The organism is Jujubicoccus corallicola (genome assembly GCF_047345645.1).
Lineage (GTDB): Bacteria > Pseudomonadota > Alphaproteobacteria > Rhodobacterales > Rhodobacteraceae > JBLEFH01.
The window spans coordinates 397200-420351 of the sequence record NZ_JBLEFH010000001.1 but is presented as its reverse complement, the minus strand read 5'-3'; the positions used below and the strand labels follow the sequence as shown (position 1 = coordinate 420351).

At 61.2% G+C, this 23152-nt stretch carries 22 protein-coding genes and 1 riboswitch; of the genes, 11 read left to right on the top strand and 11 right to left on the bottom strand.

Annotated elements, in window-relative coordinates:
* Positions 1–72 precede the first annotated feature (72 nt).
* The 6 genes from atpC to ACMA5I_RS02010 form a co-directional block, all read right to left on the bottom strand.
* A complete protein-coding gene (atpC, locus tag ACMA5I_RS02035) occupies positions 73–471 on the bottom strand; it encodes an ATP synthase F1 subunit epsilon (protein WP_525884557.1) in 399 nt (132 codons plus the stop codon).
* Between the two features lie 11 nt (positions 472–482).
* Entirely contained in the window at positions 483–1907 is a 1425-nt protein-coding gene (atpD, locus tag ACMA5I_RS02030; protein ID WP_525884556.1) for a F0F1 ATP synthase subunit beta, read from the bottom strand.
* 24 nt (positions 1908–1931) lie between these two features.
* Positions 1932–2810, bottom strand: coding sequence for a F0F1 ATP synthase subunit gamma (locus tag ACMA5I_RS02025; protein WP_525884555.1), 879 nt, complete (start codon positions 2808–2810; stop codon positions 1932–1934).
* A gap of 28 nt (positions 2811–2838) precedes the next feature.
* Complete coding sequence (atpA, locus tag ACMA5I_RS02020; RefSeq protein ID WP_525884554.1) at positions 2839–4380, bottom strand: F0F1 ATP synthase subunit alpha; 1542 nt, start codon at positions 4378–4380, stop codon at positions 2839–2841.
* A complete protein-coding gene (locus ACMA5I_RS02015; protein ID WP_525884553.1) occupies positions 4380–4937 on the bottom strand; it encodes a F0F1 ATP synthase subunit delta in 558 nt (185 codons plus the stop codon). The genes atpA and ACMA5I_RS02015 overlap by 1 nt, the downstream gene beginning before the upstream one ends.
* Positions 4938–5106: 169 nt before the next feature.
* Positions 5107–5892, bottom strand: a complete 786-nt coding sequence (locus ACMA5I_RS02010) for a methyltransferase domain-containing protein (protein WP_525884552.1) — start codon at positions 5890–5892, stop codon at positions 5107–5109.
* 73 nt (positions 5893–5965) lie between these two features.
* Between ACMA5I_RS02010 and gloB the strand changes: the two genes are divergently transcribed.
* The 10 genes from gloB (at position 5966) to ACMA5I_RS01960 (ending at position 16949) form a co-directional block, all read left to right on the top strand.
* Entirely contained in the window at positions 5966–6724 is a 759-nt protein-coding gene (gene gloB, locus ACMA5I_RS02005) for a hydroxyacylglutathione hydrolase (RefSeq protein WP_525884551.1), read from the top strand.
* A 145-nt stretch (positions 6725–6869) separates the two neighbouring features.
* The gene (gene clpA, locus ACMA5I_RS02000) at positions 6870–9191 is read left to right on the top strand and encodes an ATP-dependent Clp protease ATP-binding subunit ClpA (RefSeq protein ID WP_525884550.1); all 2322 of its coding nucleotides are present in this window, start codon (positions 6870–6872) and stop codon (positions 9189–9191) included.
* A gap of 283 nt (positions 9192–9474) precedes the next feature.
* Complete coding sequence (gene fahA / locus ACMA5I_RS01995; protein ID WP_525884549.1) at positions 9475–10671, top strand: fumarylacetoacetase; 1197 nt, start codon at positions 9475–9477, stop codon at positions 10669–10671.
* A gap of 3 nt (positions 10672–10674) precedes the next feature.
* Positions 10675–11628 carry an MBL fold metallo-hydrolase gene (locus tag ACMA5I_RS01990; protein WP_525884548.1) on the top strand — a complete coding sequence of 318 codons (954 nt, stop codon included), beginning with the start codon at positions 10675–10677 and terminating at the stop codon, positions 11626–11628.
* A 60-nt stretch (positions 11629–11688) separates the two neighbouring features.
* Entirely contained in the window at positions 11689–13305 is a 1617-nt protein-coding gene (locus ACMA5I_RS01985; protein ID WP_525884547.1) for an FAD-dependent oxidoreductase, read from the top strand.
* Positions 13302–13493 carry a DUF2783 domain-containing protein gene (locus tag ACMA5I_RS01980; RefSeq protein WP_525884546.1) on the top strand — a complete coding sequence of 64 codons (192 nt, stop codon included), beginning with the start codon at positions 13302–13304 and terminating at the stop codon, positions 13491–13493. The genes ACMA5I_RS01985 and ACMA5I_RS01980 overlap by 4 nt, the downstream gene beginning before the upstream one ends.
* Positions 13490–14125 carry a maleylacetoacetate isomerase gene (gene maiA / locus ACMA5I_RS01975; protein WP_525884545.1) on the top strand — a complete coding sequence of 212 codons (636 nt, stop codon included), beginning with the start codon at positions 13490–13492 and terminating at the stop codon, positions 14123–14125. Before ACMA5I_RS01980 ends, maiA begins: the two co-directional genes overlap by 4 nt.
* A gap of 21 nt (positions 14126–14146) precedes the next feature.
* Positions 14147–15157 (top strand): TRAP transporter substrate-binding protein, encoded by a 1011-nt coding sequence (locus tag ACMA5I_RS01970; protein WP_525884544.1) that lies wholly within the window; start codon positions 14147–14149, stop codon positions 15155–15157.
* Positions 15154–15642, top strand: a complete 489-nt coding sequence (locus ACMA5I_RS01965) for a TRAP transporter small permease (RefSeq protein WP_525884543.1) — start codon at positions 15154–15156, stop codon at positions 15640–15642. Before ACMA5I_RS01970 ends, ACMA5I_RS01965 begins: the two co-directional genes overlap by 4 nt.
* Positions 15639–16949, top strand: a complete 1311-nt coding sequence (locus ACMA5I_RS01960) for a TRAP transporter large permease (protein ID WP_525884542.1) — start codon at positions 15639–15641, stop codon at positions 16947–16949. The genes ACMA5I_RS01965 and ACMA5I_RS01960 overlap by 4 nt, the downstream gene beginning before the upstream one ends.
* On the opposite strand, the gene ACMA5I_RS01955 is transcribed toward ACMA5I_RS01960, so the two are convergent.
* Positions 16926–17387 carry a MarR family winged helix-turn-helix transcriptional regulator gene (locus ACMA5I_RS01955; RefSeq protein ID WP_525884541.1) on the bottom strand — a complete coding sequence of 154 codons (462 nt, stop codon included), beginning with the start codon at positions 17385–17387 and terminating at the stop codon, positions 16926–16928. The genes ACMA5I_RS01960 and ACMA5I_RS01955 overlap by 24 nt on opposite strands.
* A 143-nt stretch (positions 17388–17530) precedes the next feature.
* Between ACMA5I_RS01955 and hmgA the strand changes: the two genes are divergently transcribed.
* Positions 17531–18895: a homogentisate 1,2-dioxygenase gene (gene hmgA, locus ACMA5I_RS01950; protein WP_525884540.1), complete on the top strand. Its 1365-nt coding sequence runs from the start codon at positions 17531–17533 to the stop codon at positions 18893–18895.
* Between the two features lie 52 nt (positions 18896–18947).
* Here the strand turns inward: hmgA and ACMA5I_RS01945 are convergent, their stop codons facing one another.
* The 4 genes from ACMA5I_RS01945 to ACMA5I_RS01930 form a co-directional block, all read right to left on the bottom strand.
* Positions 18948–19829 (bottom strand): EamA family transporter, encoded by an 882-nt coding sequence (locus ACMA5I_RS01945; protein WP_525884539.1) that lies wholly within the window; start codon positions 19827–19829, stop codon positions 18948–18950.
* Between the two features lie 48 nt (positions 19830–19877).
* A riboswitch (FMN riboswitch) is annotated at positions 19878–20007 on the bottom strand.
* A gap of 53 nt (positions 20008–20060) precedes the next feature.
* Complete coding sequence (locus tag ACMA5I_RS01940; RefSeq protein WP_525884538.1) at positions 20061–21326, bottom strand: peptidoglycan -binding protein; 1266 nt, start codon at positions 21324–21326, stop codon at positions 20061–20063.
* A 3-nt stretch (positions 21327–21329) separates the two neighbouring features.
* Positions 21330–22475: a biopolymer transporter ExbB gene (locus tag ACMA5I_RS01935; protein WP_525884537.1), complete on the bottom strand. Its 1146-nt coding sequence runs from the start codon at positions 22473–22475 to the stop codon at positions 21330–21332.
* A gap of 79 nt (positions 22476–22554) precedes the next feature.
* A complete protein-coding gene (locus ACMA5I_RS01930; protein WP_525884536.1) occupies positions 22555–23010 on the bottom strand; it encodes a tRNA (cytidine(34)-2'-O)-methyltransferase in 456 nt (151 codons plus the stop codon).
* Positions 23011–23152: the final 142 nt, after the last annotated feature.

The window sequence follows — 23152 nt, the reverse complement described above, 5'->3', positions numbered from 1 at the left end:
CAATCAGACACCAGCCTGCAGACAACAAAAAACCCCGCCGAAGCGGGGTTTTTTTGATCCGTCGCGTTGGCCTTAGAGGCCCATGTCGATGATGAGCGAGCGGAAGTCGTGCATGCGCTGACCGAGGGCGATGTGTTCATCGGCTTCGGCATTGGCCATTTCTTCTTCCGTGCGGCGCATCAGCTCTTCGAGCATGTCGCGCGACATATCTTCTTTTTTGCGGGCTTCCTCGGCGAGGATCGAGGTGCCGGTCTGGGTGACTTCCGCGAAGCCCCCCGTCACGACGAATTCCTCGGTCCCGGTCGGCTTGATGACCCGAACCACACCGGGGCGCAGCGTCGTCAGAAACGGCGCATGGCCGGGCATGGCGGTCAGTTCACCTTCCGTGCCGGGGATCTGGACCGCCTGCACCTCTTCCGAGATGAGCTTGCGCTCAGGCGAGACCAGATCGAATTGCATAAGATCAGCCATTCAGCTTCTCCTTAGGCCGCGTCTGCGGCCATTTTTTCGGCCTTGGCGATCACATCGTCGATGCCGCCAACCATGTAGAACGCGCTCTCCGGCAGGTGGTCGAACTCACCGTCCACAACGCGCTTGAACGACTGGATCGTGTCTTCGAGCGGCACCTGAACACCAGGGCTACCGGTGAAGACTTCGGCCACGTCGAAGGGCTGCGACAGGAAGCGCTGGATCTTCCGCGCGCGGTTCACCGTCAGCTTGTCCTCTTCCGAAAGCTCGTCCATGCCGAGAATCGCGATGATGTCCTGGAGCGACTTGTACCGCTGGAGAACCCCCTGAACCTGACGGGCAACGTCGTAATGCTCCTGACCGACAACCTGCGGATCGAGAATACGCGAGTTGGAGTCGAGCGGGTCCACCGCCGGGTAGATGCCGAGCTCGGAGATCGCACGGCTCAGAACCGTGGTCGCATCGAGGTGGGCGAAGGACGTGGCCGGCGCAGGGTCGGTCATGTCATCCGCAGGAACGTAAATCGCCTGAACCGAGGTGATCGAGCCGTTCTTCGTGGAGGTAATCCGCTCCTGAAGCGCGCCCATGTCGGTGGCCAGCGTCGGCTGGTAGCCCACAGCGGAGGGGATACGGCCGAGAAGCGCGGACAGCTCGGAGCCAGCCTGCGTGAAGCGGAAGATGTTGTCGACGAAGAACAGAACGTCTGCGCCGGACTGGTCGCGGAACTGCTCGGCCATGGTCAGGCCTGACAACGCCACACGCGCACGCGCACCCGGCGGCTCGTTCATCTGACCGTAAACCAGCGCCACTTTGGACTTGGTCAGGTCTTCTTCGTTGATCACGCCGGATTCGATGAATTCGTAGTAAAGGTCGTTCCCTTCACGGGTCCGCTCACCCACACCTGCGAACACCGAGTAGCCCGAGTGCACTTTCGCGATGTTGTTGATGAGTTCCTGAATAAGAACGGTTTTACCAACGCCAGCACCGCCGAAGAGGCCAATCTTACCGCCCTTTGCATAAGGCGCGAGCAGGTCGATCACCTTAATGCCGGTGACGAGGATTTCCGAACCCGTGGACTGGGCCGAGAATTCCGGCGCTTCCGCGTGGATCGGACGGGTTTCCGTTGCTTCAACGGGGCCCTTCTCGTCCACCGGCTCGCCGATGACGTTCATGATGCGGCCAAGCGTCGCGTCGCCCACCGGAACCGCGATCGGCTTGCCGGTATCGGTGACGGACTGACCGCGCACGAGGCCCTCGGTGCTGTCCATCGCGATGGTGCGGACCGTGTTCTCGCCGAGGTGCTGGGCAACCTCGAGGATCAGGCGGTTGCCATTGTTGTCGGTTTCCAGCGCGTTCAGAATCGCCGGAAGGTGACCGTCAAATTGCACGTCGACGACAGCGCCGATGACCTGCGTAATTTTCCCTTGTTTTTCAGCCATGCTGTTTCTCTCCTTTGGCGCGTCTTACAGCGCTTCCGCGCCGGAAATGATCTCAATAAGCTCTTTGGTGATCGCAGCCTGACGCGAGCGGTTATACTCGATGGTCAGATCGTCGATCATGTCGCCTGCGTTGCGGGTCGCGTTGTCCATCGCGGTCATCCGGGCACCCTGCTCAGACGCAGCGTTTTCCAGAAGCGCCGCGAAGATCTGCGTCGCAACCGAACGGGGCAGAAGATCACGCAGGATCTCTTCCTCGCCAGGCTCATATTCATAGTCGGGCAGCGCCCCGGCATCTTCCGCGGGTGCCTCGAAGGTCGCCGGGATGATCTGCTCGGCTTGCGGTTTTTGCGACATCACGTTCTCGAACTCGGCATAGAAGAGCCAAGCCACGTCGAACTCACCCGCATCAAAACGCGACAGCACGTCACGGGCAATGCCCTGCGCATCGGCATAACCGACGTTTTTCACATCGCTCATATCGACATGCTCGATGAGCTTGTCGCCCATGTAGCGCTTGATTTGCTCGCGGCCTTTTTTGCCGACGGTGATGATTTTCACCTCTTTGCCGTCGCCCAGAAGCTCGCGCGCCTTGCTCATCGCCTTCCGGGCAATGGAGCTGTTGAAGCCGCCCGCGAGACCGCGCTCGGCGGTGCAGACGATCAGAAGATGCACATCATCCTTGCCGGTGCCGGCAAGCAGTTTCGGTGCGGTCGGGCTGCCCTGCACAGAGGCAGCGAGATTCGAGAGCACCGCGTTCATACGTTCCGCGAAGGGCCGCGCGTTTTGCGCAGCCTCCTCGGCCCGGCGCAATTTCGCCGCGGCGACCATCTGCATCGCCTTGGTGATCTTGCGCGTCGATTTAACGCTCTCGATCCTGTTTTTCAGATCCTTGAGGCTCGGCATGGGCCTTGTCCCCTTTCGTCAGGCAGGATTACGAGAAGGTCTTTGCAAACCCGTCGATGGCGTCCTTGATCCGCTCTTCGAGATCACCGGCAACTTTCTGGTCGTTGTCGCGAATGAAATCGAGAAGATCCTTATGCTGGCCGCGCAGGTGATCGAGAAGACCCTGCTCGAAGCGGGTCACATCGGCCACCTTGATCTCGTCCACATAGCCATGGGTGCCTGCGTAGATCACGCACACCTGCTCGGCATTGGTGAGCGGCGAGTATTGCGGCTGCTTCAGCAGCTCGGTCAGACGGGCACCACGGTTCAGCAGCTTCTGGGTCGAGGCATCGAGGTCGGACCCGAACTGGGCAAAGGCCGCCATCTCGCGATACTGCGCCAGCTCCAGCTTGATCGACCCGGCAACGGATTTCATCGCTTTGGTCTGCGCGGCGGAGCCCACACGGGACACCGACAGACCGGTGTTCACGGCCGGGCGGATACCCTGATAGAACAGGTCCGTTTCGAGGAAGATCTGACCGTCGGTGATCGAGATCACGTTGGTCGGGATATAGGCCGACACGTCGCCCGCTTGCGTTTCAATGATCGGCAGAGCGGTGAGCGAGCCTGCGCCGTGGTCCTCGTTCAGCTTCGCCGAACGCTCCAGCAGGCGGGAGTGAAGATAGAAAACGTCACCCGGATACGCTTCGCGGCCCGGCGGACGGCGCAGAAGCAGCGACATCTGACGGTAGGACACAGCCTGTTTCGACAGATCATCATAAACGATCAGCGCGTGCATGCCGTTGTCGCGGAAATATTCGGCCATCGAAGTTGCCGAATAGGGCGCGAGATACTGCATCGGCGCCGGCTCGGAAGCGGTCGCGGCGATGACGATGGAGTATTCCATCGCGCCGGTTTCTTCGAGCTTCTTGACGAGCTGTGCCACGGTCGAGCGCTTCTGGCCGACAGCGACATAGACGCAGTAGAGCTTTTTGCTCTCATCGCCTTCGGCATCGTCATTATAGGTTTTCTGGTTGAGCATGGTGTCAAGCGCGACAGCGGTTTTCCCGGTCTGACGGTCACCAATGATCAGCTCACGCTGGCCGCGGCCAACGGGGATCAGCGCGTCAATAGCCTTGAGGCCCGACATCATCGGCTCGTGGACCGATTTCCGCGGGATGATGCCCGGTGCTTTCACGTCGGCCACGCGGCGTTCAGCGACGTTTTCGATCTCGCCCTTGCCGTCGATGGGGTTGCCGAGCGCGTCCACGACGCGGCCCAGAAGACCCTTGCCGACCGGCACGTCCACGATGGACTTGGTGCGCTTGACGGTGTCGCCTTCTTTAATGTCGCGGTCGGACCCGAAGATCACGGCACCCACATTGTCTTCCTCGAGGTTGAGGGCCATGCCCATCACACCACCGGGGAATTCGACCATTTCACCAGCCTGAACATTGTCGAGGCCGTGAATGCGGGCAATACCGTCACCAACCGACAGCACCTGACCTACTTCTGCGACTTCGGCCTCTTGGCCAAAATTCTTGATCTGCTCCTTGAGGATGGCAGAGATCTCGGATGCTTCGATCGCCATTATCGGGCCTCTTTCATGACATTCTTAAGACTTGCGAGTTTCGAGCGCAGGGATGTGTCGATCATTTTCGACCCCATCTGCACAATCATACCGCCGAGAAGAGTCTCATCGACGGAGGTTTCGATACGGACATCCTTGCCCGCAGCTTTCTTGAGTTCGGATTCGAGCGCAGAACGCTGCTCGTCCGACAGGGGCTTGGCCGTGGTCACGCTTGCGGTAGTCTCGCCGCGCTCATCGGCAATCATGCCTTCGATGGCCGCAACGAGGCGCGGCAGCACGAAGAGACGGCGTTTCTGCGCCATCAGTCCGAGCGTTTTCTTTGTGAGACCGGACAGGTTCAGCTTCCCGGCAATCGCGTCGATGGCTTTGCCCTGTTCTTCGCGGGTGTAGATCGGCGAAGAGATCATCTTGCGAAGATCTGCCGATTCCAGTGCCGCGCCGAGGGCGCCCATGTCTTTTTCGAGATCTGCGAGCTTGCCGTTGTCCTTAACGAGGTCGAACAACGCTGTCGCATAGCGTCCCGCGATTCCGGAAGAGAAGGTTGATGTTGCGGACACAGCCACCCTTTCCATTATGGGGCGCAACGGGTCTGCGCCTTACAAAAAAGCGGGCGGGCAAATGTGCTCGTCCGCCGAATTCAGCGCGGTCTTAGCAAAGGCGCGTCGGCGGTGCAACATAAACAGGCGCGGCAAACTGTGGATAAGTTGAGATTTTGCTAACGCAAGGTTAGCGGGGGCGTGTCCGGCTCCGCGCGACGTCCTTCCCCTCGTAGCGTGTAGGTGCCGGAACGGGCAGCCCGACCTTGTTGTCTCCGGGCAGATACCGGTGTTCCGCGACAGGCGTTCCGCGCGGGCGCAGGATATGTTTCGACGCTTCTATCAGCAGCGCGCCGCCGACGCTGCGCGGCCCGAAGGCCCGTCCGCTTTTCTCAATGAGCGGCGCAGCCTTTTGCCAGAAGCGCCCATGGGAGGGCGGGAAGAAGAGCGCGCTTTTCTCGCTCTCGCGGGCGAATCCCGCATCGGCCATCAGCTTTTCAATCTGCGCGACTGAGAAGGGACGCCCATGCCCGAAGGGCGTGCGATCCGTCCGCGCCCAGACCCCGGCCCTGTTTGGAATAATCACGAGAAGCCGCCCCTCCGGCGCCAGCACCCGCCACGCCTCGCCAAGCAGCGCTTCGGTCCGGTTGGAGCTTTCCATCGCGTGCATGAAGATGAGCCGATCCACCGATTGCGCCTCGACCGGCCATTGTGTCTCAGAACAAAGAACCGCCCGGTTTGGCTCGCCCGTCGGCCAGTGGAACCCGCCTTGCGGGCCGGGCATCAGCGCGGTTACCGCGCTCGTCGGATCGAAGAAGGGCCGCAGCACCGGATTCGCAAAACCGAATCCCAGCACCACCTGCCCGCTGCGCTTCGCCCACATCTCTCCGATGGCCGATTGCAAATGGCTTTGCACCGCGCGCCCGAGACGGGTCCGATAATAAAATTCACGCAGCTTTAATGCGTCCAAATACATTGCAACCTCCGGCCAGCCCCGACAGTATGGTAGATGAGATATAAGGAAAAAAGCGCCAAAAAGGAGCCGCACCTTGACCGAAATCGTCACCATCCCTTGTCTGAGCGATAACTATGCCTATCTGGTGATCGACGAGCTTTCCACGACATTGATTGACGCGCCCGAAGCGGCGCCCATTCTCAAGCAACTGGAGGCGCGCGATCTGCGGCTGGATCAGATTCTGCTCACGCATCATCACCCGGATCATATTGATGGGGTTGCGGCGATTCTGGAGGAACATCCGGCGCGGGTCATCGGCAATGAAGACGACGCGGACCGCCTGCCTGATCTCGATCGCGGCGTTCTTCCGGGAGACCGGCTGACGCTTGGATCGGAAACCGTGGAGGTGATGGACGCACCGGGCCACACTATCGGCCATGTCGCTTTCTACTTTCCCGATGCCGCCGCGCTGTTTTCTGCGGACAGTCTGATGGTTATGGGATGCGGGCGGCTTTTTGAAGGCACGGCGGAGCAAATGCTCGGCACGCTCAATGCTTTTGCCGCCCTGCCCGGCCGCACCGCGGTTTATTCGGGTCACGAATATACGGCGACGAATTGCGAATTCGCGCAGTCCATCGAGCCCGACAATGCCGCCCTGACGGCGCGCGCTGCTCATGTCGCGAGCCTGCGGGAGAAAAATGAGCCGACGATTCCGTCGACTATTGACGAGGAGAAGACCACCAATCCGTTCATGCGCAGCAATGATCCGGACCTGAAAGCCGCACTTGGCATGGAAAATGCCGATGATTTGGCTGTTTTCACGGAATTGCGCTCACGCAGGGACAAGTGGTGATGTTAAATTATAGCTACGGGCTTGCATCTGTGAGGTGCGACACCGAAATTTAAGGGAAAGCCTGTCACAATAGATGACATGGCCCGGCCCCGAGGCAGGAGAGCAGCCGCCAGACCACATCGAGGCCCAACAAGAGGAGGCAACCATGCCGACATTTACGACAACACTTGAACGGGCCATCCACCAATCGCTGGAGCTCGCCAATGAGCGTCACCACGAACTCGCGACGCTGGAGCATCTGCTTCTGGCGCTGACCGAAGAGAGTGACGCGGTCAAGGTGATGCGGGCCTGCAATGTGGATATTGGCCACCTCCGCCAGACCCTGTCGGAGTATATCGACAACGAACTTGATTCTCTTGTGTCCGATCTTGAGGGCTCGGAAGCCGCGCCGACGACCGCCTTTCAGCGGGTGATCCAGCGTGCGGCGATCCATGTGCAAAGCTCGGGCCGTCAGGAAGTCACCGGCGCGAATGTGCTGGTCGCGATCTTTGCGGAGCGCGAGAGCCACGCGGCCTATTTCCTGCAAGAGCACAATATGACCCGCTATGACGCGGTGAATTTCATCTCGCATGGTGTGGCGACGAATCCGGCCTTTTCGGAATCGCGTCAGGTGCGCGGCTCGGAAGAGGCGCAGCAAGGCCCGCAGCCCGGCCCGGAAACCGAAGAGGGCGAGTCGGAGAATCCGCTGTCGAAATTCTGCGTGAATCTCAACGAAAAGGCGCGCGCCGGGAAGATCGACACACTGATCGGCCGCCACAACGAGATTGAGCGCTGCGTGCAGATCCTGTGCCGCCGCCGCAAAAACAACCCGCTTCTGGTGGGCGATCCTGGCGTGGGCAAAACCGCCATCGCCGAGGGTCTCGCCGCGCGGATCGTCGCGCATGAGGTGCCGAGCCTTCTGGAAGAGACGGTGATCTATTCGCTCGACATGGGCTCGCTGCTCGCCGGCACCCGCTATCGCGGTGACTTCGAGGAGCGTCTGAAAGCGGTGATGAAAGCGCTTGAGGAAAAGGACAAAGCCGTTCTTTTCATTGACGAGATCCACACCGTGATCGGGGCTGGTGCGACCTCCGGCGGCGCAATGGATGCGTCGAATCTCCTGAAGCCCGCGCTTCAGGGCGGCCAACTGCGCTGCATGGGCTCCACCACCTATAAGGAGTTCCGCCAGCATTTCGAGAAGGACCGCGCCCTGTCCCGCCGGTTCCAGAAAATCGACGTGGCCGAGCCGACCATCACCGAAGCCATTGATATCGTGAAAGGTCTCAAGCCCTATTTCGAGAAGCATCATGAGGTGAAATACACCGAAGATGCGGTGAAAGAGGCTGTGGAGCTGTCGGCGCGCTATATCCATGACCGCAAATTGCCGGACAAGGCCATCGACGTGATCGACGAGGCCGGGGCCGCGATGCGGATCAAGGGCGCGGAGAAGGATGCCGAGATTGATGCGGAGGCCATTGAGGCCGTCGTTGCGAAAATCGCGCGCATCCCGCCGAAAAATGTCAGCCGCGACGATGCGGAACTGATGCGTGATCTCGAATCGAGCCTCAAGCGCGTCGTTTTTGGTCAGGACTATGCGATATCGCAGCTCTCCTCCGCCATCAAACTGGCGCGGGCCGGTCTGCGCGAGCCAGAGAAGCCGATTGGTTGCTATCTCTTTGCCGGGCCCACGGGCGTCGGGAAAACCGAGGTGGCCAAGCAGCTTGCCGACACGCTTGGGATCGAGATGCTCCGCTTCGACATGTCGGAATATATGGAGAAACACGCGGTCAGCCGTCTGATCGGTGCACCTCCGGGCTATGTCGGCTTCGATCAGGGCGGCTTGCTCACGGATCAGGTTGATCAGCACCCGCATTGTGTGCTGCTGCTCGACGAGATCGAGAAAGCACACCCTGATGTCTACAACATCCTGTTGCAGGTGATGGATAACGGCAAGCTGACCGACCATAACGGCCGGACCGTGGATTTCCGCAATGTGATCCTCATCATGACCTCCAATGCGGGGGCCGCCGAACAGGCGAAAACCGCGATTGGCTTCGGGCGTGAGACCCGCGAGGGCGAGGATACGGCGGCGATCGAGCGGACCTTCAGCCCCGAATTCCGCAACCGTCTCGATGCGGTGGTCAGCTTCAGCGCCCTGCCGAAGGAGATCATCCTGCAAGTGGTCGAGAAATTCGTCACGCAGCTCGAGGCCCAGTTGATGGACCGCAATGTGGCGATTGAACTGACGCGTCCGGCAGCGGAATGGCTAGCCAATAAGGGCTATGATCCGAAAATGGGCGCGCGCCCGCTTGGCCGCGTTATTCAGGAGCATATCAAGCGCCCGCTTGCGGAGGAGTTGCTGTTTGGCAAGCTCACCGATGGCGGTTTGGTGAAGGTCTCGGTCAAGGACAGCAAGCTCGACCTCAAGGTCGAGCCACATAAGCCGCAAATCGAAGGCGGGAAACCCAACCTTCTGACGGCCGACTAAACGCTGTCAAAGACAATTCTGAAAAGCGCCCTCCGGGGCGCTTTTTGCGTTTTAGCGGCGCCGGTCACCTCAAGAGAATCATAAGCAGACTTCCTACTGCGCACGCCCCCGGCTGAGGGCCGAAAGAAAAATTAACTGCGCTGTACGCACATATTTCTTTAATTTTCAAAATAAAATCAAAAGGAAACAACACGGTAGGAATTCCTTCATCCTCACGAAAATAGAGTCTTGAGCGGATGCGCCTGGCCTGATAGTTTTGTTTGCAACTAATTTGGAGGATCGGATGAAGAGCTGGATTGAGAGCGCCAATGCGGCGGAGAGCAATTTTCCGATTGAGAACCTGCCTTATGGTGTGTTTTCGGTCGGGGACGCGCCGCGCTGCGGGGTCGCCATCGGGGACCGGATCGTGGACCTCGCCGCCTGCGAAGCACAGAGCCTGATCGACGCGGATGGCACCTTTTCTCAACCGGCGCTGAATGGGTTCATGGCGCTTGGTCCAAAAAAATGGGCGGAGACCCGCGCCGCGCTTCAGGATCTGCTGAAAGAGGGCGGCAACGAAGAGACGCCGACCGTCGCCATGGCGGATGCCACGCTGCATTTGCCGATCCACGTCACCGAATACACCGATTTTTATGCCTCGAAGAATCATGCCTTCAATGTCGGCGTGCTTTTCCGCGGCCCCGAAAACGCCCTGCCCGCACAGTGGACGCATATGCCGATTGGTTATAATGGCCGCGCCTCCTCCGTGGTGGTCTCAGGCACCGATGTGATCCGCCCGATGGGGCAGCTCAAGGGCGAAGACGGGCCGAGATGGGCCGCTTGCGAACGCCTTGATCTGGAACTCGAAATGGGCGCGATTGTCGGCCAGCCGTCGACCATGGGCGAGCGTCTCAGTGTCGAGGACGCCGAAAACATGATCTTCGGCTATGTGCTGCTCAACGACTGGTCGGCGCGGGACATTCAGGCGTGGGAATATCAGCCGCTCGGCCCTTTCCAGTCGAAAGCGACGGCGACTACGATCTCGCCATGGATCGTCACGACGGCGGCGCTGGAGCCTTTCCGCAGCGAGGGCGCGGAGCGTGTGAACGACCTGCTGCCCTATCTGCATGAGCAGAAACCGGGGCTTTACGACATCACGCTCGGCTGGTCGCTCAATGGCGAAATGCTCAGCAAAACCAATTACAACGTGATGTATTACTCCTCGGCGCAGCAACTCGCGCATCACAGCTCGTCAGGCTGTCCGATGCGGGTGGGTGATCTTCTGGGAACCGGCACGATCTCCGGCCCGAGCAAAGATCAGACCGGCGCGCTCTTGGAAATGACGGAAGCCGGGAAGAAACCAGCGACGCTGAAAAACGGCGACACACGCATCTTTATCGAAGATGGCGACGAAGTGGCTCTGCACGGCTATGCTCAGGGCGATGGCTACCGCATCGGTTTCGGCCCCTGTGTCGGCACTGTCCTGCCCGCGAAGGAGTAACTCATGAGCAAGCAATTCGCCTCCGCCGGTGATATGGCGGAAAAGCAGGTGTCCTTTACCGAAATCGGCCGCGATCTCTGGGCCTTCACTGCCGAGGGCGATCCGAATACAGGCGTGATCATCGGCGATGACAGCGTGATGATCGTCGAGGCGCAGGCCACGCCGCGCCTTGCCCGCAAGGTGATCGAGAAGGTTCGCGAAGTGACGGACAAGCCGATCAGCCATCTGGTCATGACGCATTATCACGCCGTGCGGGTGCTTGGGGCGTCGGCTTACGGCGCGCCGACGGTAATTATGGGCGAGAAGGCCCGCTCGATGGTCGTCGAGCGTGGGCAAGAAGATTGGGACAGCGAATTTGGCCGCTTTCCCCGCCTCTTTCAGGGGCATGAAGAAATTCCGGGCCTGACCTGGCCGACCGAGACGTTCAGCGACCGCATGACCGTTTACCTTGGCAGCCGCCGCGTCGATCTGATGCATCTGGGCCGGGCGCATACGGCGGGCGACATCGTGATTCATGTGCCCGATGAGAACGTTATGTTTACCGGTGATATCGTCGAATATCACAGCGCATGTTATTGTGGTGACGGGCATTTCCGGGATTGGCCACAGACGATTGAGGCCATCCGCGCCTTTGATCTCGATGCAATTGCACCGGGCCGCGGCGATGCGCTGGTCGGCCAAGAGATGGTCAACAAGGCGCTGGACAATACGGCGGATTTCATCCGCTCGACCTTTGATCCGGCGCGGCGGGTCGCACAACGCGGCGGCTCGCTCAAGGATGCCTGGGACGCGGTGCGGGCTGCCTGCGATCCGAAATTTGGCGATTACGCGATTTACGAGCACTGCCTGCCCTTCAACGTCGCCCGCGCCTATGACGAGGCGCAAGGGATCGATACGCCCCGCATCTGGACCGCCGAGCGCGACCGCGAGATGTGGGACCAGCTTCAGGGCAGCTAAAACATGGCCCGCGCGGCGAGGAGGTCGCGCGGGTCCCCGGTAATCGGTTTGGGAGGACCGATGGGCAAGATTTTTGAAACGCCGCTCTATCCCTACGCGCGAGTCGCGGAGCAGGATGGCCATGCGCAGCGCCACAGCGTTGCCATCATCGGCGCGGGTCCCGTGGGGCTTGCGGCGGCGATTGATCTTGCGCAGCACGGCGTCGAGACTGTGGTGTTCGACGACAACGACAAGGTGAGTTCGGGCAGCCGCGCCATCTGTTTCGCCAAGCGTCCGCTGGAAATTCTCGACCGTCTAGGCTGCGGTGAGCCGATGGTAGAAAAGGGCGTGCGCTGGAATGTCGGGCGCGTGTTTTTCAAGGATGATGAGGTTTACGACTTCAATCTCCTGCCCGAAGAGGGCCATCTGCGCCCCGCCTTCGTTAACCTTCAGCAATATTATCTGGAGCAACATCTCGTCGCGCGGCTCCACGCGTTGCAGGCCGAGGGCGCACCGGTGAGTTTACGCGGGATGAGCCGGGTCACGGATCTGGAGCAGCGGGACGGCCATGTGCTCCTCAAGATCGAAACGCCCGAGGGCGGCTATGAGACCGAAGCCGATTGGGTCGTCGCCTGTGACGGGGCCGGCTCACCGACGCGCAAGCTGATGGGGCTCGATTTCGTCGGGCGTGTGTTCGAGGACAATTTCCTGATCGCCGATGTCACGATGGACGCGGATTTCCCGACGGAGCGCTGGTTCTGGTTTGACCCGCCCTTCAATCCCGGCCAGTCCGCGCTGCTCCACAAACAGCCCGACGGCGTCTGGCGGATCGATCTGCAACTCGGCTGGGACATCGACAAAGCGGCGGAAAAGAAACCGGAAAATGTCACCCGGCGGATCAAGGAGATGCTGGGGGAGAAGGTTGCGTTTACCCTCGAATGGGTCTCAATCTACACCTTCCAATGCCGCCGGATGGAGAAATTCCGCCATGATCGCGTGATTTTCGCGGGCGATGCGGCCCATCAGGTCAGCCCGTTCGGCGCGCGCGGTGCGAATTCGGGGCTTCAGGACAGCGACAATCTTGCGTGGAAACTGGCACTGGTGGTCAAGGGGCACGCGCCGGAAGCCCTGCTCGACAGTTATGAGGCGGAACGCGTGCAGGGCGCGGATGAAAATATTCTCAACTCGACCCGCGCGACCGATTTCATCACGCCCAGAAGCGATATGAGCCGGATTCTCCGCGATGCGGTATTGAGCCTGTCAAAAACCCACGCCTTTGCGCGCCCGCTGGTGAATTCCGGGCGGCTCTCGGTGCCGTGCATCCATGACGGCTCGCCGCTGAACAGCGATGATGCGCTCGCCGAGGGTCCGGCGACCTCGCGTCCCGGTGCGCCCTGCCCCGATGCGCCGCTCGATGAGGGTTTTTTGCTGAATCACATGAACACCGGCGATTTCACGCTGCTGGCGATCAACACGGACGTGCCGACGGATCTGACGGACGACGACATCGCACTGCGACCCTTTGTGATCACAAGCGATCAGGACCCGAGCGGCGCCTTGGCCGCACGTTTTCTCGGCGATGCGCCGCAGGCCGTCTATCTGCTCCGTCCCGACCAGCACATCGCCGCGCGTTGGCCAGAGTTCGAAGAGACCGCTATGCGCAGCGCGCTCCGCCGCGCCACCGGGAGGGTGTCATGAGCTTGAAAACCGATCCCAAACTCACCCGGCCTGATGATTTTTACGAAGCGCTATTGAGCGCCCATGAGGGTCTCAGCAAAGAAGAGAGTGATGCGTTCAACGCGCGGCTGATCCTTGTTCTTGCCAATCATATCGGCAAGTTCGAGACGCTTCTTGAAGCGCTTGAGGCGGCGAAGGAGAGCAAATGATGAGCGTGATCCTTTACGATTACTGGCGCAGTTCGGCGAGCTATCGGGTGCGGATCGGCCTCGCGCTCAAAGGGATAGCTTACAAACGGGTGTCGGTGGACCTGCTTGCGGGCGCACAGCGCGGTGACGCGCATCTTGCGCGCAACCCGCAAGGGCTTGTTCCGGCGCTGGAAATTGACGGGCTAACGCTCACTCAATCGCTGGCGATTCTCGAATATCTCGACGAGACCCGCCGCGCCGCGCCGCTTTTGCCGTCGTCGTCCTCGGGTCGGGCCGTGGTCCGCGCGATTGCCCATGCAATTGCGATGGAGATCCACCCGCTCAACAATCTCGCCGTCCTGAAAAAGATCAAAGCCATCGGCGGCGAGGACGTCAAAAACCATTGGAATACCGAGAATATTGAGCGCGGCCTCGCAGCTGTTGAGGCGCTTCTCAATCACCCCAGAGCCGGGCAGTTTTGCTATGAGGACACGCCCGGACTCGCGGAATGCTGCCTGATACCGCAGCTTTATAACGCGCATCGCTGGGGGGTGGAGGTTGAAAAATTTCCACGCATCCGCGCCATCGAAGCAGCTTGTTCACAAAATGCCGCTATTGCGAGTGCGCATCCTGACGATTTCAAACCGGCATAGTGCCACTATTGGGAGGACTACATGAAACATCTTAACTTGCCGCTGATCGGCCTTCTTGCGACCACCGCGCTGCCGGCCTTCTCGGCCGAGCTTGTGCTGTCGAGCTGGCTGCCGCCGCGCCATCCAATCGTGGTGAACGCCATTGAGCCCTGGGCCGATCAGGTGGAGGAAGTGACCGAAGGCCGCGTGACCGTGCGCGTGCTGAAAAAGCCGCTTGGCTCGCCGCCCGCGCATTTCGACATGGCGAAAGACGGCGTTGCGGACATCACGTACGGCCTGCACAGCTTCACCGAGGATGACCGTTTCGCCAATGCGCGGCTCGGCCAGTTCAGCTTCCTTGGCGACGACGCGGTGGCCAATTCGCAAGCCTATTGGGACATTTACACCAACCAGCTTGGCGCTGCGGAAGAGCATGAGGGCACCAAACTGCTCGGCCTCTTCATGCACGGGCCGGGCCTTTTCCACAACAACCAGCGCAAGATCGAAAGCGTCGATGATTTCTCGGGCCTGAAAATCCGTGTGCCGGGCGGCTATGTGGCTGATTTGTTTACCGGGCTTGGTATGGACCCGCTCTTCATGTCCTCCCCGGAAGTCTATGAAAAACTGTCGCGCGGCGTGATCGACGGGGTGGCCTTCACCTATGAGGCGCTGACCGCGTTCAACCTGACCGAGGACATCAAATATTCGATGACCGTGCCGGGCGGGATCTACAACACCACATGGTTCCTCGTCGCCAATGAGGACAAGTGGAACGAGATTTCGGCGGAAGATCAAGCGGCGATTGAGGGCATTTCCGGTGCGGCCTTTGCGGAACTCGTCGGCGGCGCGTGGAATGACGCCGATGATGCCGCCAAGGAAGAGATCAATGCGGCGGGCATCGAGCTGTATCCGGCGCCCGAAGAGGTTGAGGTTCGCATTCGCGAGCTGGCGACCGAGCAGGAAGCCGCGTGGGCCGAGAGCTTGGGTGAAGAGTTCGACGGCACCGCCGCACTCGAAGCCTTCCGCGCGGCGACGGGCGTGGGCAGCGAATGACCGCTGCCAAGCACATTTTGGGCGGCCTCTGCATCCTTTTGATGCTGGGGCTGACCCTTGTGACCTGCATCGACGTGGTGGGGCGCTATGTGCTCAACGCGCCGCTGACCGGGGCCTATGAGTTGACGCAAGTGCTTCTCGGCGCTCTGGTTTTCGCGGCGCTGCCCCTCACCACGGCGGCGGGCAGTCATGTGGAGGTCGATCTTGCGCTCCATCTGCTGCCCGAGTGGGTGCAACGCCTGCTGGGACGGCTCGCCGGGATCGGTGCGGCCTGTGTGCTGGCCTATTTCGGCTACCGTCTGGTGCTTCAGGGCAACACGCTCGGCCATGACGGCGCGCGCACCAGCGCCTTGTCGCTTCCGCTTGCGCCGCTCGCTTACGGCGCCGCGCTCAGTTGCTTTGTCTCCGCCCTTATCATGCTGCTGCGCCGCCCGACGACGCAGGCCCCTGCCCTCGTGCAGGACGCTCAAGAGGACACCCCGTGACCATCTCCCTTATCGCTTTTGCGATCCTTCTTATCATGGTGTTCGCCCGCGTGCCGATCGCCTTCGCCATGGCCGCGGTTGGCGGCGTCGGCTTCGCCATCATGCGCGACTTTTCCGCCGCGGGCGCGATGGTCGGCAATGCGGTCTATGAGACCGGGCTGAACTATTCACTGTCTGTCGTCCCGCTCTTTATTTTGATGGGCAATATCCTCGCCGTCTCCGGCATCGCCCACGGGCTTTTCGTCGGCGCGGACCGCATTTTCGGGCGGATGCGCGGCGGCCTCGCCATGGCCAGCGTTCTCTCCTGCGGCGGCTTTTCGGCGGTCTGCGGCTCGTCCCTCGCGACAGCCGCGACCATGTCGAAAGTGGCGATGCCCTCCATGCGCCGTTTCGGCTATCACGACAGTCTCGCGACCGGCTCTATCGCGGCGGGCGGGACGCTCGGGATCCTCATTCCGCCCTCAGTGGTCATGATCATCTTTGGCCTGCTGACCGAAAGCGATATTGGCAAACTCTTCCTTGCAGGCATCATTCCGGGCCTGCTCGGCGTGGTTCTTTACTTGCTCGCGGTGATGGTCGCCGTCCGCCTGAACCCGGACCTCGCCCCGCCCGTGACCGAATCCGAGCCCATGTCCCGCCGCGATTTTTTCGGCGTGATCGCAACGCTCGGCCTCTTCGCCTTCATCATGATCGGTATCTATGGCGGGTTCTTCACGCCTATCGAAGCCGCCGGGATGGGCGCGGCTGCGGCCCTTTTCATCGCAGCCATCATGGGCGGGCTGACCCGCCAAAACATCTGGAGCGCGTTTTTCGACAGCGCCACCGCCTCGGCCATGATCTTCGCGATCATCATCGGCGCGGAGATTTTCGGCAATTTCATCACCTATGCGGGCCTGCCCGACGCGCTTGCCGATCTGGTTTTTGACCGCGAGATCAGCGCCTGGTGGGTGCTCGCCGTGATCGTGGTGATCTACCTGATCCTCGGCTGCGTTCTCGAAAGCCTGTCGATGATCCTGCTGACGGTGCCGGTCTTCTACCCACTGATCTATCAGCTCGATTTCGGCCTCGACATCCTGTCGAACCCCGATACCGCGCTGATCTGGTTCGCCGTGATTGTGGTGGTCGTCACCGAGGTCTCACTGATCACGCCGCCCGTGGGCATGAATGTGTTCGTCATGCGCTCCGTGCTGCCGGATGTCTCGCTCGGAACGATCTTTCGGGGGATTCTGTTCTTCTGGCTCGCCGATATTCTGCGCCTCGCGCTGATTATCGGGGTGCCGTGGTTATCGCTCGCGCTCATTACCTGAGGGCGGGCGCATCTCCCCCAAAGCGCGCAGCAGACGTTGCAACTCGCTGCTGTCGCGCACCCCCATCACCGCGCGGAGTTCATCATCGAATCGCACCGCCTCGCGGCTGAGATCCGCAAAGACCTCGCGCCCCGCATCGGTCAGCATCAACGTCTCGGCGCGGCGATCCGCGATGGATTTTTCGCGGCGCAGATGCGCCTTATCTTCCAGCGCCTTCACCGCCCGCGAGACCTTGGTTTTTTCCACCAGCGCCCGCGCGCAAATCTCGCTCGCGCGCTGCGGGCCGAACTGCCCCAGATGCGCCATGACGCGCCATTGCGTCCGCGTCATCCCATAGCGCGATTTGTAAATCGCCTCGAACCCACGGCTGGCGCGCTCGGCCGCCCGGTTCAGCAAATACGGAAGAAATTCATCAAGATCGAAGCCCGGTCCAGTCATTTTCTATCCCGCCTTTTGAAGTTGTTAAGGGCGATACCCCATTGTTGTGGATGCGACAAGTTTCGCTTGACTTAGTTGCATTTGCAACTGATTATTGTGGGCAAGAGTTGACCATTGCCGCGCGGCAGAATCAGGAGGATGACATGACCAGCCAAGAGCTTCCGAAGGGCATGATCCGGGCGACGGATACCACCGGCACCCATGAGGGCTATATGCCTGGATTCGGGAATGATTTTGAAACTGAAGCCCTGCCGGGCGCGCTGCCGCAGGGTCAGAACAGCCCGCAAAAGGTCGAGTATGGTCTCTATGCGGAGCAGCTTTCCGGCACCGCTTTCACCGCGCCGCGTGGCCAGAACGAGAGGACTTGGTGCTACCGGATCCGCCCGTCGGTGAAGCATGTCGGCCGTTTTGAGAAAATCGACCTGCCCTATTGGAAATCCGCCCCAAATGTGGACCCTGATGTCATCAGCCTCGGCCAATATCGCTGGGATCCGCTGCCGCACAGTGAGCAAGATCTGACTTGGATCACGGGGATGCGCACCGTCACCACGGCGGGCGATGTGAACACGCAGGTTGGGATGGCGACGCATCTCTATCTGGTCACCAAGTCCATGGAAGATGAGTATTTTTATTCCGCCGACAGTGAGCTTCTGGTCGTTCCGCAGGAGGGCAAACTGCGGTTCTGCACCGAGCTTGGCATCATTGATCTGGAGCCGAAGGAAATTGCCATCCTGCCGCGCGGCCTCGTTTACCGTGTTGAGGTGATCGAAGGCCCGGCGCGTGGCTTTGTCTGCGAGAATTACGGCCAGAAATTCGATCTTCCGGGGCGCGGGCCGATCGGCGCCAACTGTCTCGCCAATCCGCGCGATTTCAAATGCCCCGTGGCGGCTTTTGAGAATCGCGAAGCGAAATCACGTGTGGTCATCAAATGGTGCGGCCAGTTCCACGAGAGCTATATCGATCATTCGCCGCTCGATATCGTCGCGTGGCACGGCAATTATTGTGCCTATAAATACGATCTGCGGACCTATTCGCCCGTCGGTGCGATCCTGTTCGACCATCCCGATCCGTCGATTTTCACCGTTCTGACCGCACCGTCGGGTCAGGAAGGGACGGCGAATATTGACTTTGTCCTTTTCCGCGAACGTTGGATGGTGGCTGAGCACAGCTTCCGCCCGCCCTGGTATCACAAGAACATCATGTCCGAATTGATGGGCAATATTTACGGCATTTACGACGCCAAGCCCGAGGGGTTCGTCCCCGGCGGGATGAGCCTGCACAACATGATGCTGCCGCATGGCCCGGATCGCGACGCGTTCGAGCATGGCTCCAACGAGCCGATGAAGCCGGTCAAGCAGGACAACACCATGCAGTTCATGTTCGAGACACGTTTCCCGCAGCATCTCACGGCCTTCGCCGCCAATGAGATGCCGCTGCAGGACAATTACGTCGACTGCTGGGACAGTCTTGAGAAGAAATTCGACGGCGCGCCTGGTCTGAAAGACTAGCGCCGTCACCTTCCTTTCCTGTTGACTTCGGGGGCCACGCGCCCCCGTTTTTTTATGCGCGCGCTTTCACTTGCAGCGTTTCGATCTGGTAGAGCGCGAAGGACGCGCCGACGATCAGAAGCGCCCCGAGCCAGAGTGTGCCGGGCGGGATGAAGCCGAAAGCCAGCACGCCGAGGGCGACATTCAGCGGCAGTTTGAGGTGATCGAAGGGCTGGAGATAGCTCGCATCGGCGATCTGGTAAGCACGAGCCAGCATGAATTGCGCCAGCGCGGTGGCGAGCCCGGCGCCGAGGACCGTCGCGCCGGTGAGCCCGAGCGGGAGCGCAAAGCCGCTTGGCAGGGCGACGATGGCGTTAAAGGGCGTGAGCAGGAGCAGCAGGTAGAGTGTGAGGGTTTGCGCGGAATCGCGCGCGCCGAGTTTCTTGGTGAGCAGCGACACGCCCGCCCAGAACACCGCCGCGCCGACCGGGTAGAGCGCATGGAGATCGAAGCTTTCGGACCATGGCGCGAGGATGACCATCCCGCCGACAAAGCCTGTGATCACAGCCACGATCCGCGGCAGGGTCAGCGCCTCGCCGAGCCAGACGGACGCGCCGATGGTCACGAAAAACGGCGACAGCATAACCAGCGCGATGGCCTGCCAGATCGGCACATAGGCCAGGCCCATCACCCAAAGCTGGATGCCCGCCGCACTGAGGGCGACGCGCAGGATATGGCTGAGAGGATGCTGCGTTTTCAAAGCCGAGAAGCCGCGAAGAGTGGGCAGCATGGCCAGAAGGGCGATGCCATATTGCCAGAAAGCGACGCTTGGCGCGCTGACGGATTGGCTCATGACAGCGTATTGCACGGCGGTGTTGGCGAGCGCGAAGAGCGCGCCGGCGCCGATCATCAGGGCCGCGCCGCGGCGCGGGCGGTGGAGATGGGTGAGAGTCATGCGGGTTCCTTCCTTGCGCATAACTCAAGGCTGCAAGGGCCGCGGGCGGCCCCTTCTCTTTCATCCGGACTGTCACCGTCGGCCCCGGAATTTCACCGGATCTGCTGACCTCGGCTGTGCCGAGCGCTCGCGGGCTGTCACCGCCGGTGGGGAATTTCGCCCCGCCCCGAGAAGTTTCATTGTGCGGCGAGAGATGGCACGAGCGGGCGGGCCAATCAAGGGCTGCGCGCGTTAACGTTCAGTGAATTTCAGCTCGATCCGGCGGTTGGCGGCGAGCGCTTCGGGGCTGCGTCCGGAGGCGAGCGGCTGGAATTCGCCAAAGCCGGTGGCCGCGAGGCGGCTGGCGGGAATCCCTTCCTCGTCAACCAGATAGCGCACGACGGAGAGCGCTCGCGCGTTGCTGAGGTCCCAATTGTCCTCGAAGCGGCTGTTGCTGCCTACCGGGGTCACATCGGTGTGGCCATCGACGCGGAGGACCCAGTTCACCTCCTCGGGGATGTCGGCGGAAATCTCGCGGATCGCCTCGGCGACGCTGGAGATTTGCGCGCGGCCTTCGGGGCCGAGTTGGGCGGAGCCGGGGTCGAACAGCACTTCGGAGGAGAAGACGAAGCGGTCGCCGACCATGCGAACCCCCTCGCGGCCCTCCATTACGTCGCGGACGCGGCCGAGGAAGTCGGATTGGGCGCGGCGGAGTTGCTCGGCCTCTTCGGCGAGCCGCGCGCGCTCGGCGGCTTCCTGTTCGGCAATGGTGGCGAGGGCGGAATTGAGCCGCCCGCCGAGGCTATCGATTTCCTCCTGACGGTCCGCGCTTTCGGAGCGGACATTGGCCAGAAGCGTGTTCATCCGCTCGATTTGCTGAGCAAGGGTTTGCGTGCGTTCGGACAGCGCCGCCGCTTCCGCCTCCGCCGTTTCACTCTTGGCGCGTTCGGCTTCAAGCAGCGCGGCGAGGTCGGTCATGTCGGTTTCCGCCGTCGCGTAGCGCTCACGCAAGGCCTCTAGCGCGGCGGCATTGGCGAGACGGGCCGTTTCGGCGTCGTCCAATTCGGTTTGTGCCGCGTCCAATCCCGTCTGCGCCTCTTCCAATTCGGTTTGCGCTGTCTGCAACTCGCTCTCACGCTCGGCCAGAAGCGCCTCGACGGCTTCGCGCTGCGCGGCGGCGAGGCGCGCGGCCTCGGTTTCGGCGTCGATTTCCTCACGGGCCGCCGCGAGGGCGAGTTGCAAGCGTTCCTCTTCGTCCATTTGCGCCGCCGCCTGCCGCTCCAATTCGGAGATCTGGTCGCTGGACAGCGCCAGTTCCGCGTTGAGACCAGCAACCGCGGCGTTGAGGCGCGAGAGTTCGTTTTCCTGCGCACCGATCTGATCCCTGAGCACGAATTGCGCAACCATGAAGATCGACAGGACGAACATCATGACGAGCAACAGCGCGGTGATGGCGTCCACGAAACCGGGCCAGATCGCTGCCGTGAACCGTTGCCGTTTTGCCCGCGCGAGTGCCATGGGTCAGGCCTCGGTCGCGCGTTCGATGGCGGTGATGAGGCGCTGCAGATCGCCGCGCAGGGCGGTGATGCTGTCCTGCCGCCCGGCGTCGATTTCCTCAATGAGTTGATTGAGTTGCGTCTCGATGCGGTGGAAGGCGACCTTGTCCGAGCCGGTGCCGGATTGCTCCTGCGCCGCCGCGATCCGCTCCAGAAGCGGGATGGCGGGGTCGATCACCGGCTCCGCAGGCGTTTCGGGTTTCGCGGGCTCCTCTTTCTCCGCCTGCAATTTCAACAGGCCGAGCAAATCCTCGGTCGCCGCCGCGCCGCGCGCGCTTTGCATGACGAGATCATCGACCGCAGCGCCGAGGTCATCGACCCGGTCGCCAAGCTGTTCGAGCGCCGCCGCAAACCCTTCTTTCATCCCGCCGCCTTCTTCCTCGCCGCCTGCGAAGGAAATGCGGGTGATGGAGGAGAGCCATTCTTCAAGCTCCATATAGAAGCGGTTCTGCCCATGTCCGGCGAAGAGGTCGAGCAGGCCGACGACGAGCGAGCCGGTGAGGCCGAGGAGCGACGAGGCGAAAGCGGTGCCCATGCCGCCGAGTTGATCCTCAAGTCCGCCGATCAGTTGGCCGAAAATATCGCCGCCCTCGCCCTGTTCGCCGAGCGAGCGGATCGTGTCCACAATGGCGGGGATGGAGGTGGCGAGGCCGTAGAATGTCCCCAGCAGGCCGAGGAAAATCAACAGGTTGATAATGTAGCGGGTGATGTCGCGCGCCTCGTCGAGACGGGTGCCGACCGAGTCGAGGATCGAGCGGGCAGAGCTGGAGCCAATGGCGCGGCGGTTCTTGCGTTCCTTTAATAGCGTCGCGAGCGGCGCGAGCAGACGCGGCGGGTCCGTCACGTCGAAACCGGGGCGGTCGAGCGCGAAGCCCTCGATCCAAGAGACCGCGCGCACAAGGGTCAGCGCCTGCCAGAAACAGGACAGCACGCCGATGAGGAACACCGCGAGGATGATCCCGTTCAGGAGCGGCGAGGACATGATGATCGCCCGCAAGGTTCCGCTTCCGGCCACACAGGCGGCGGCGAAGACGATGAGCGCCAGCAACATGAAGAGAATCTGCCGAACAGGCTGAGAAAAGCGCGGCTCATTGCGAGGCAGACGGGTCATGCAAGGCTCCGTTTCGGATCAGATGGCGGCAGGTTACGCGGGATTTTCGCGCCTGCCAACCGGGGCTGACAAAGATCCGTTAATCGGGCGCGGGCTCCTGCTCGCGGGTCTGGCGGACTGCCTCGCCAAGCGCCATTCCGGCGGCCACGGCGACATTGAGCGAGCGGCCCTGCACCATCGGGATCACCACGCGCGCCTCGCAAGCCTGCGCCACCGCATCCGGCACGCCCGCCGATTCCCGGCCCATGAGTAGTACATCGTCGGGCTGGAAGGCAAAATCCCAGATCGTTTGCTCGCCTTTTGTGGTCAGAAGGACACGCCGCCCGGGCACACCCCTCTGAAACGCCGCCCAATCGTCATGGCGCGTGATCTCGGCCAGATGCGCGTAATCCATCGCGGCCCGCCTTAGCGCCTTGACCGAAAAGGGAAAGCCGCAGGGCTCAATCACCTCGATGGGCAAATCGAGACAGGCGCAGAGGCGGATCATTGTCCCGAGATTCGGCGCAATATCCGGCTGATAGACCGCTAAACGCATGGTTTCCTTCCACTTGCGCTAAAATCACGTCTGGACCCGCGCGGTTTTACAGAATATCACAAAGCCGGAACTGCACCTTGAAAACTTGAGGCGCGGACCTAGCCGATTTTTCACCGCGGGATGGGGATGATCTCAAACATCG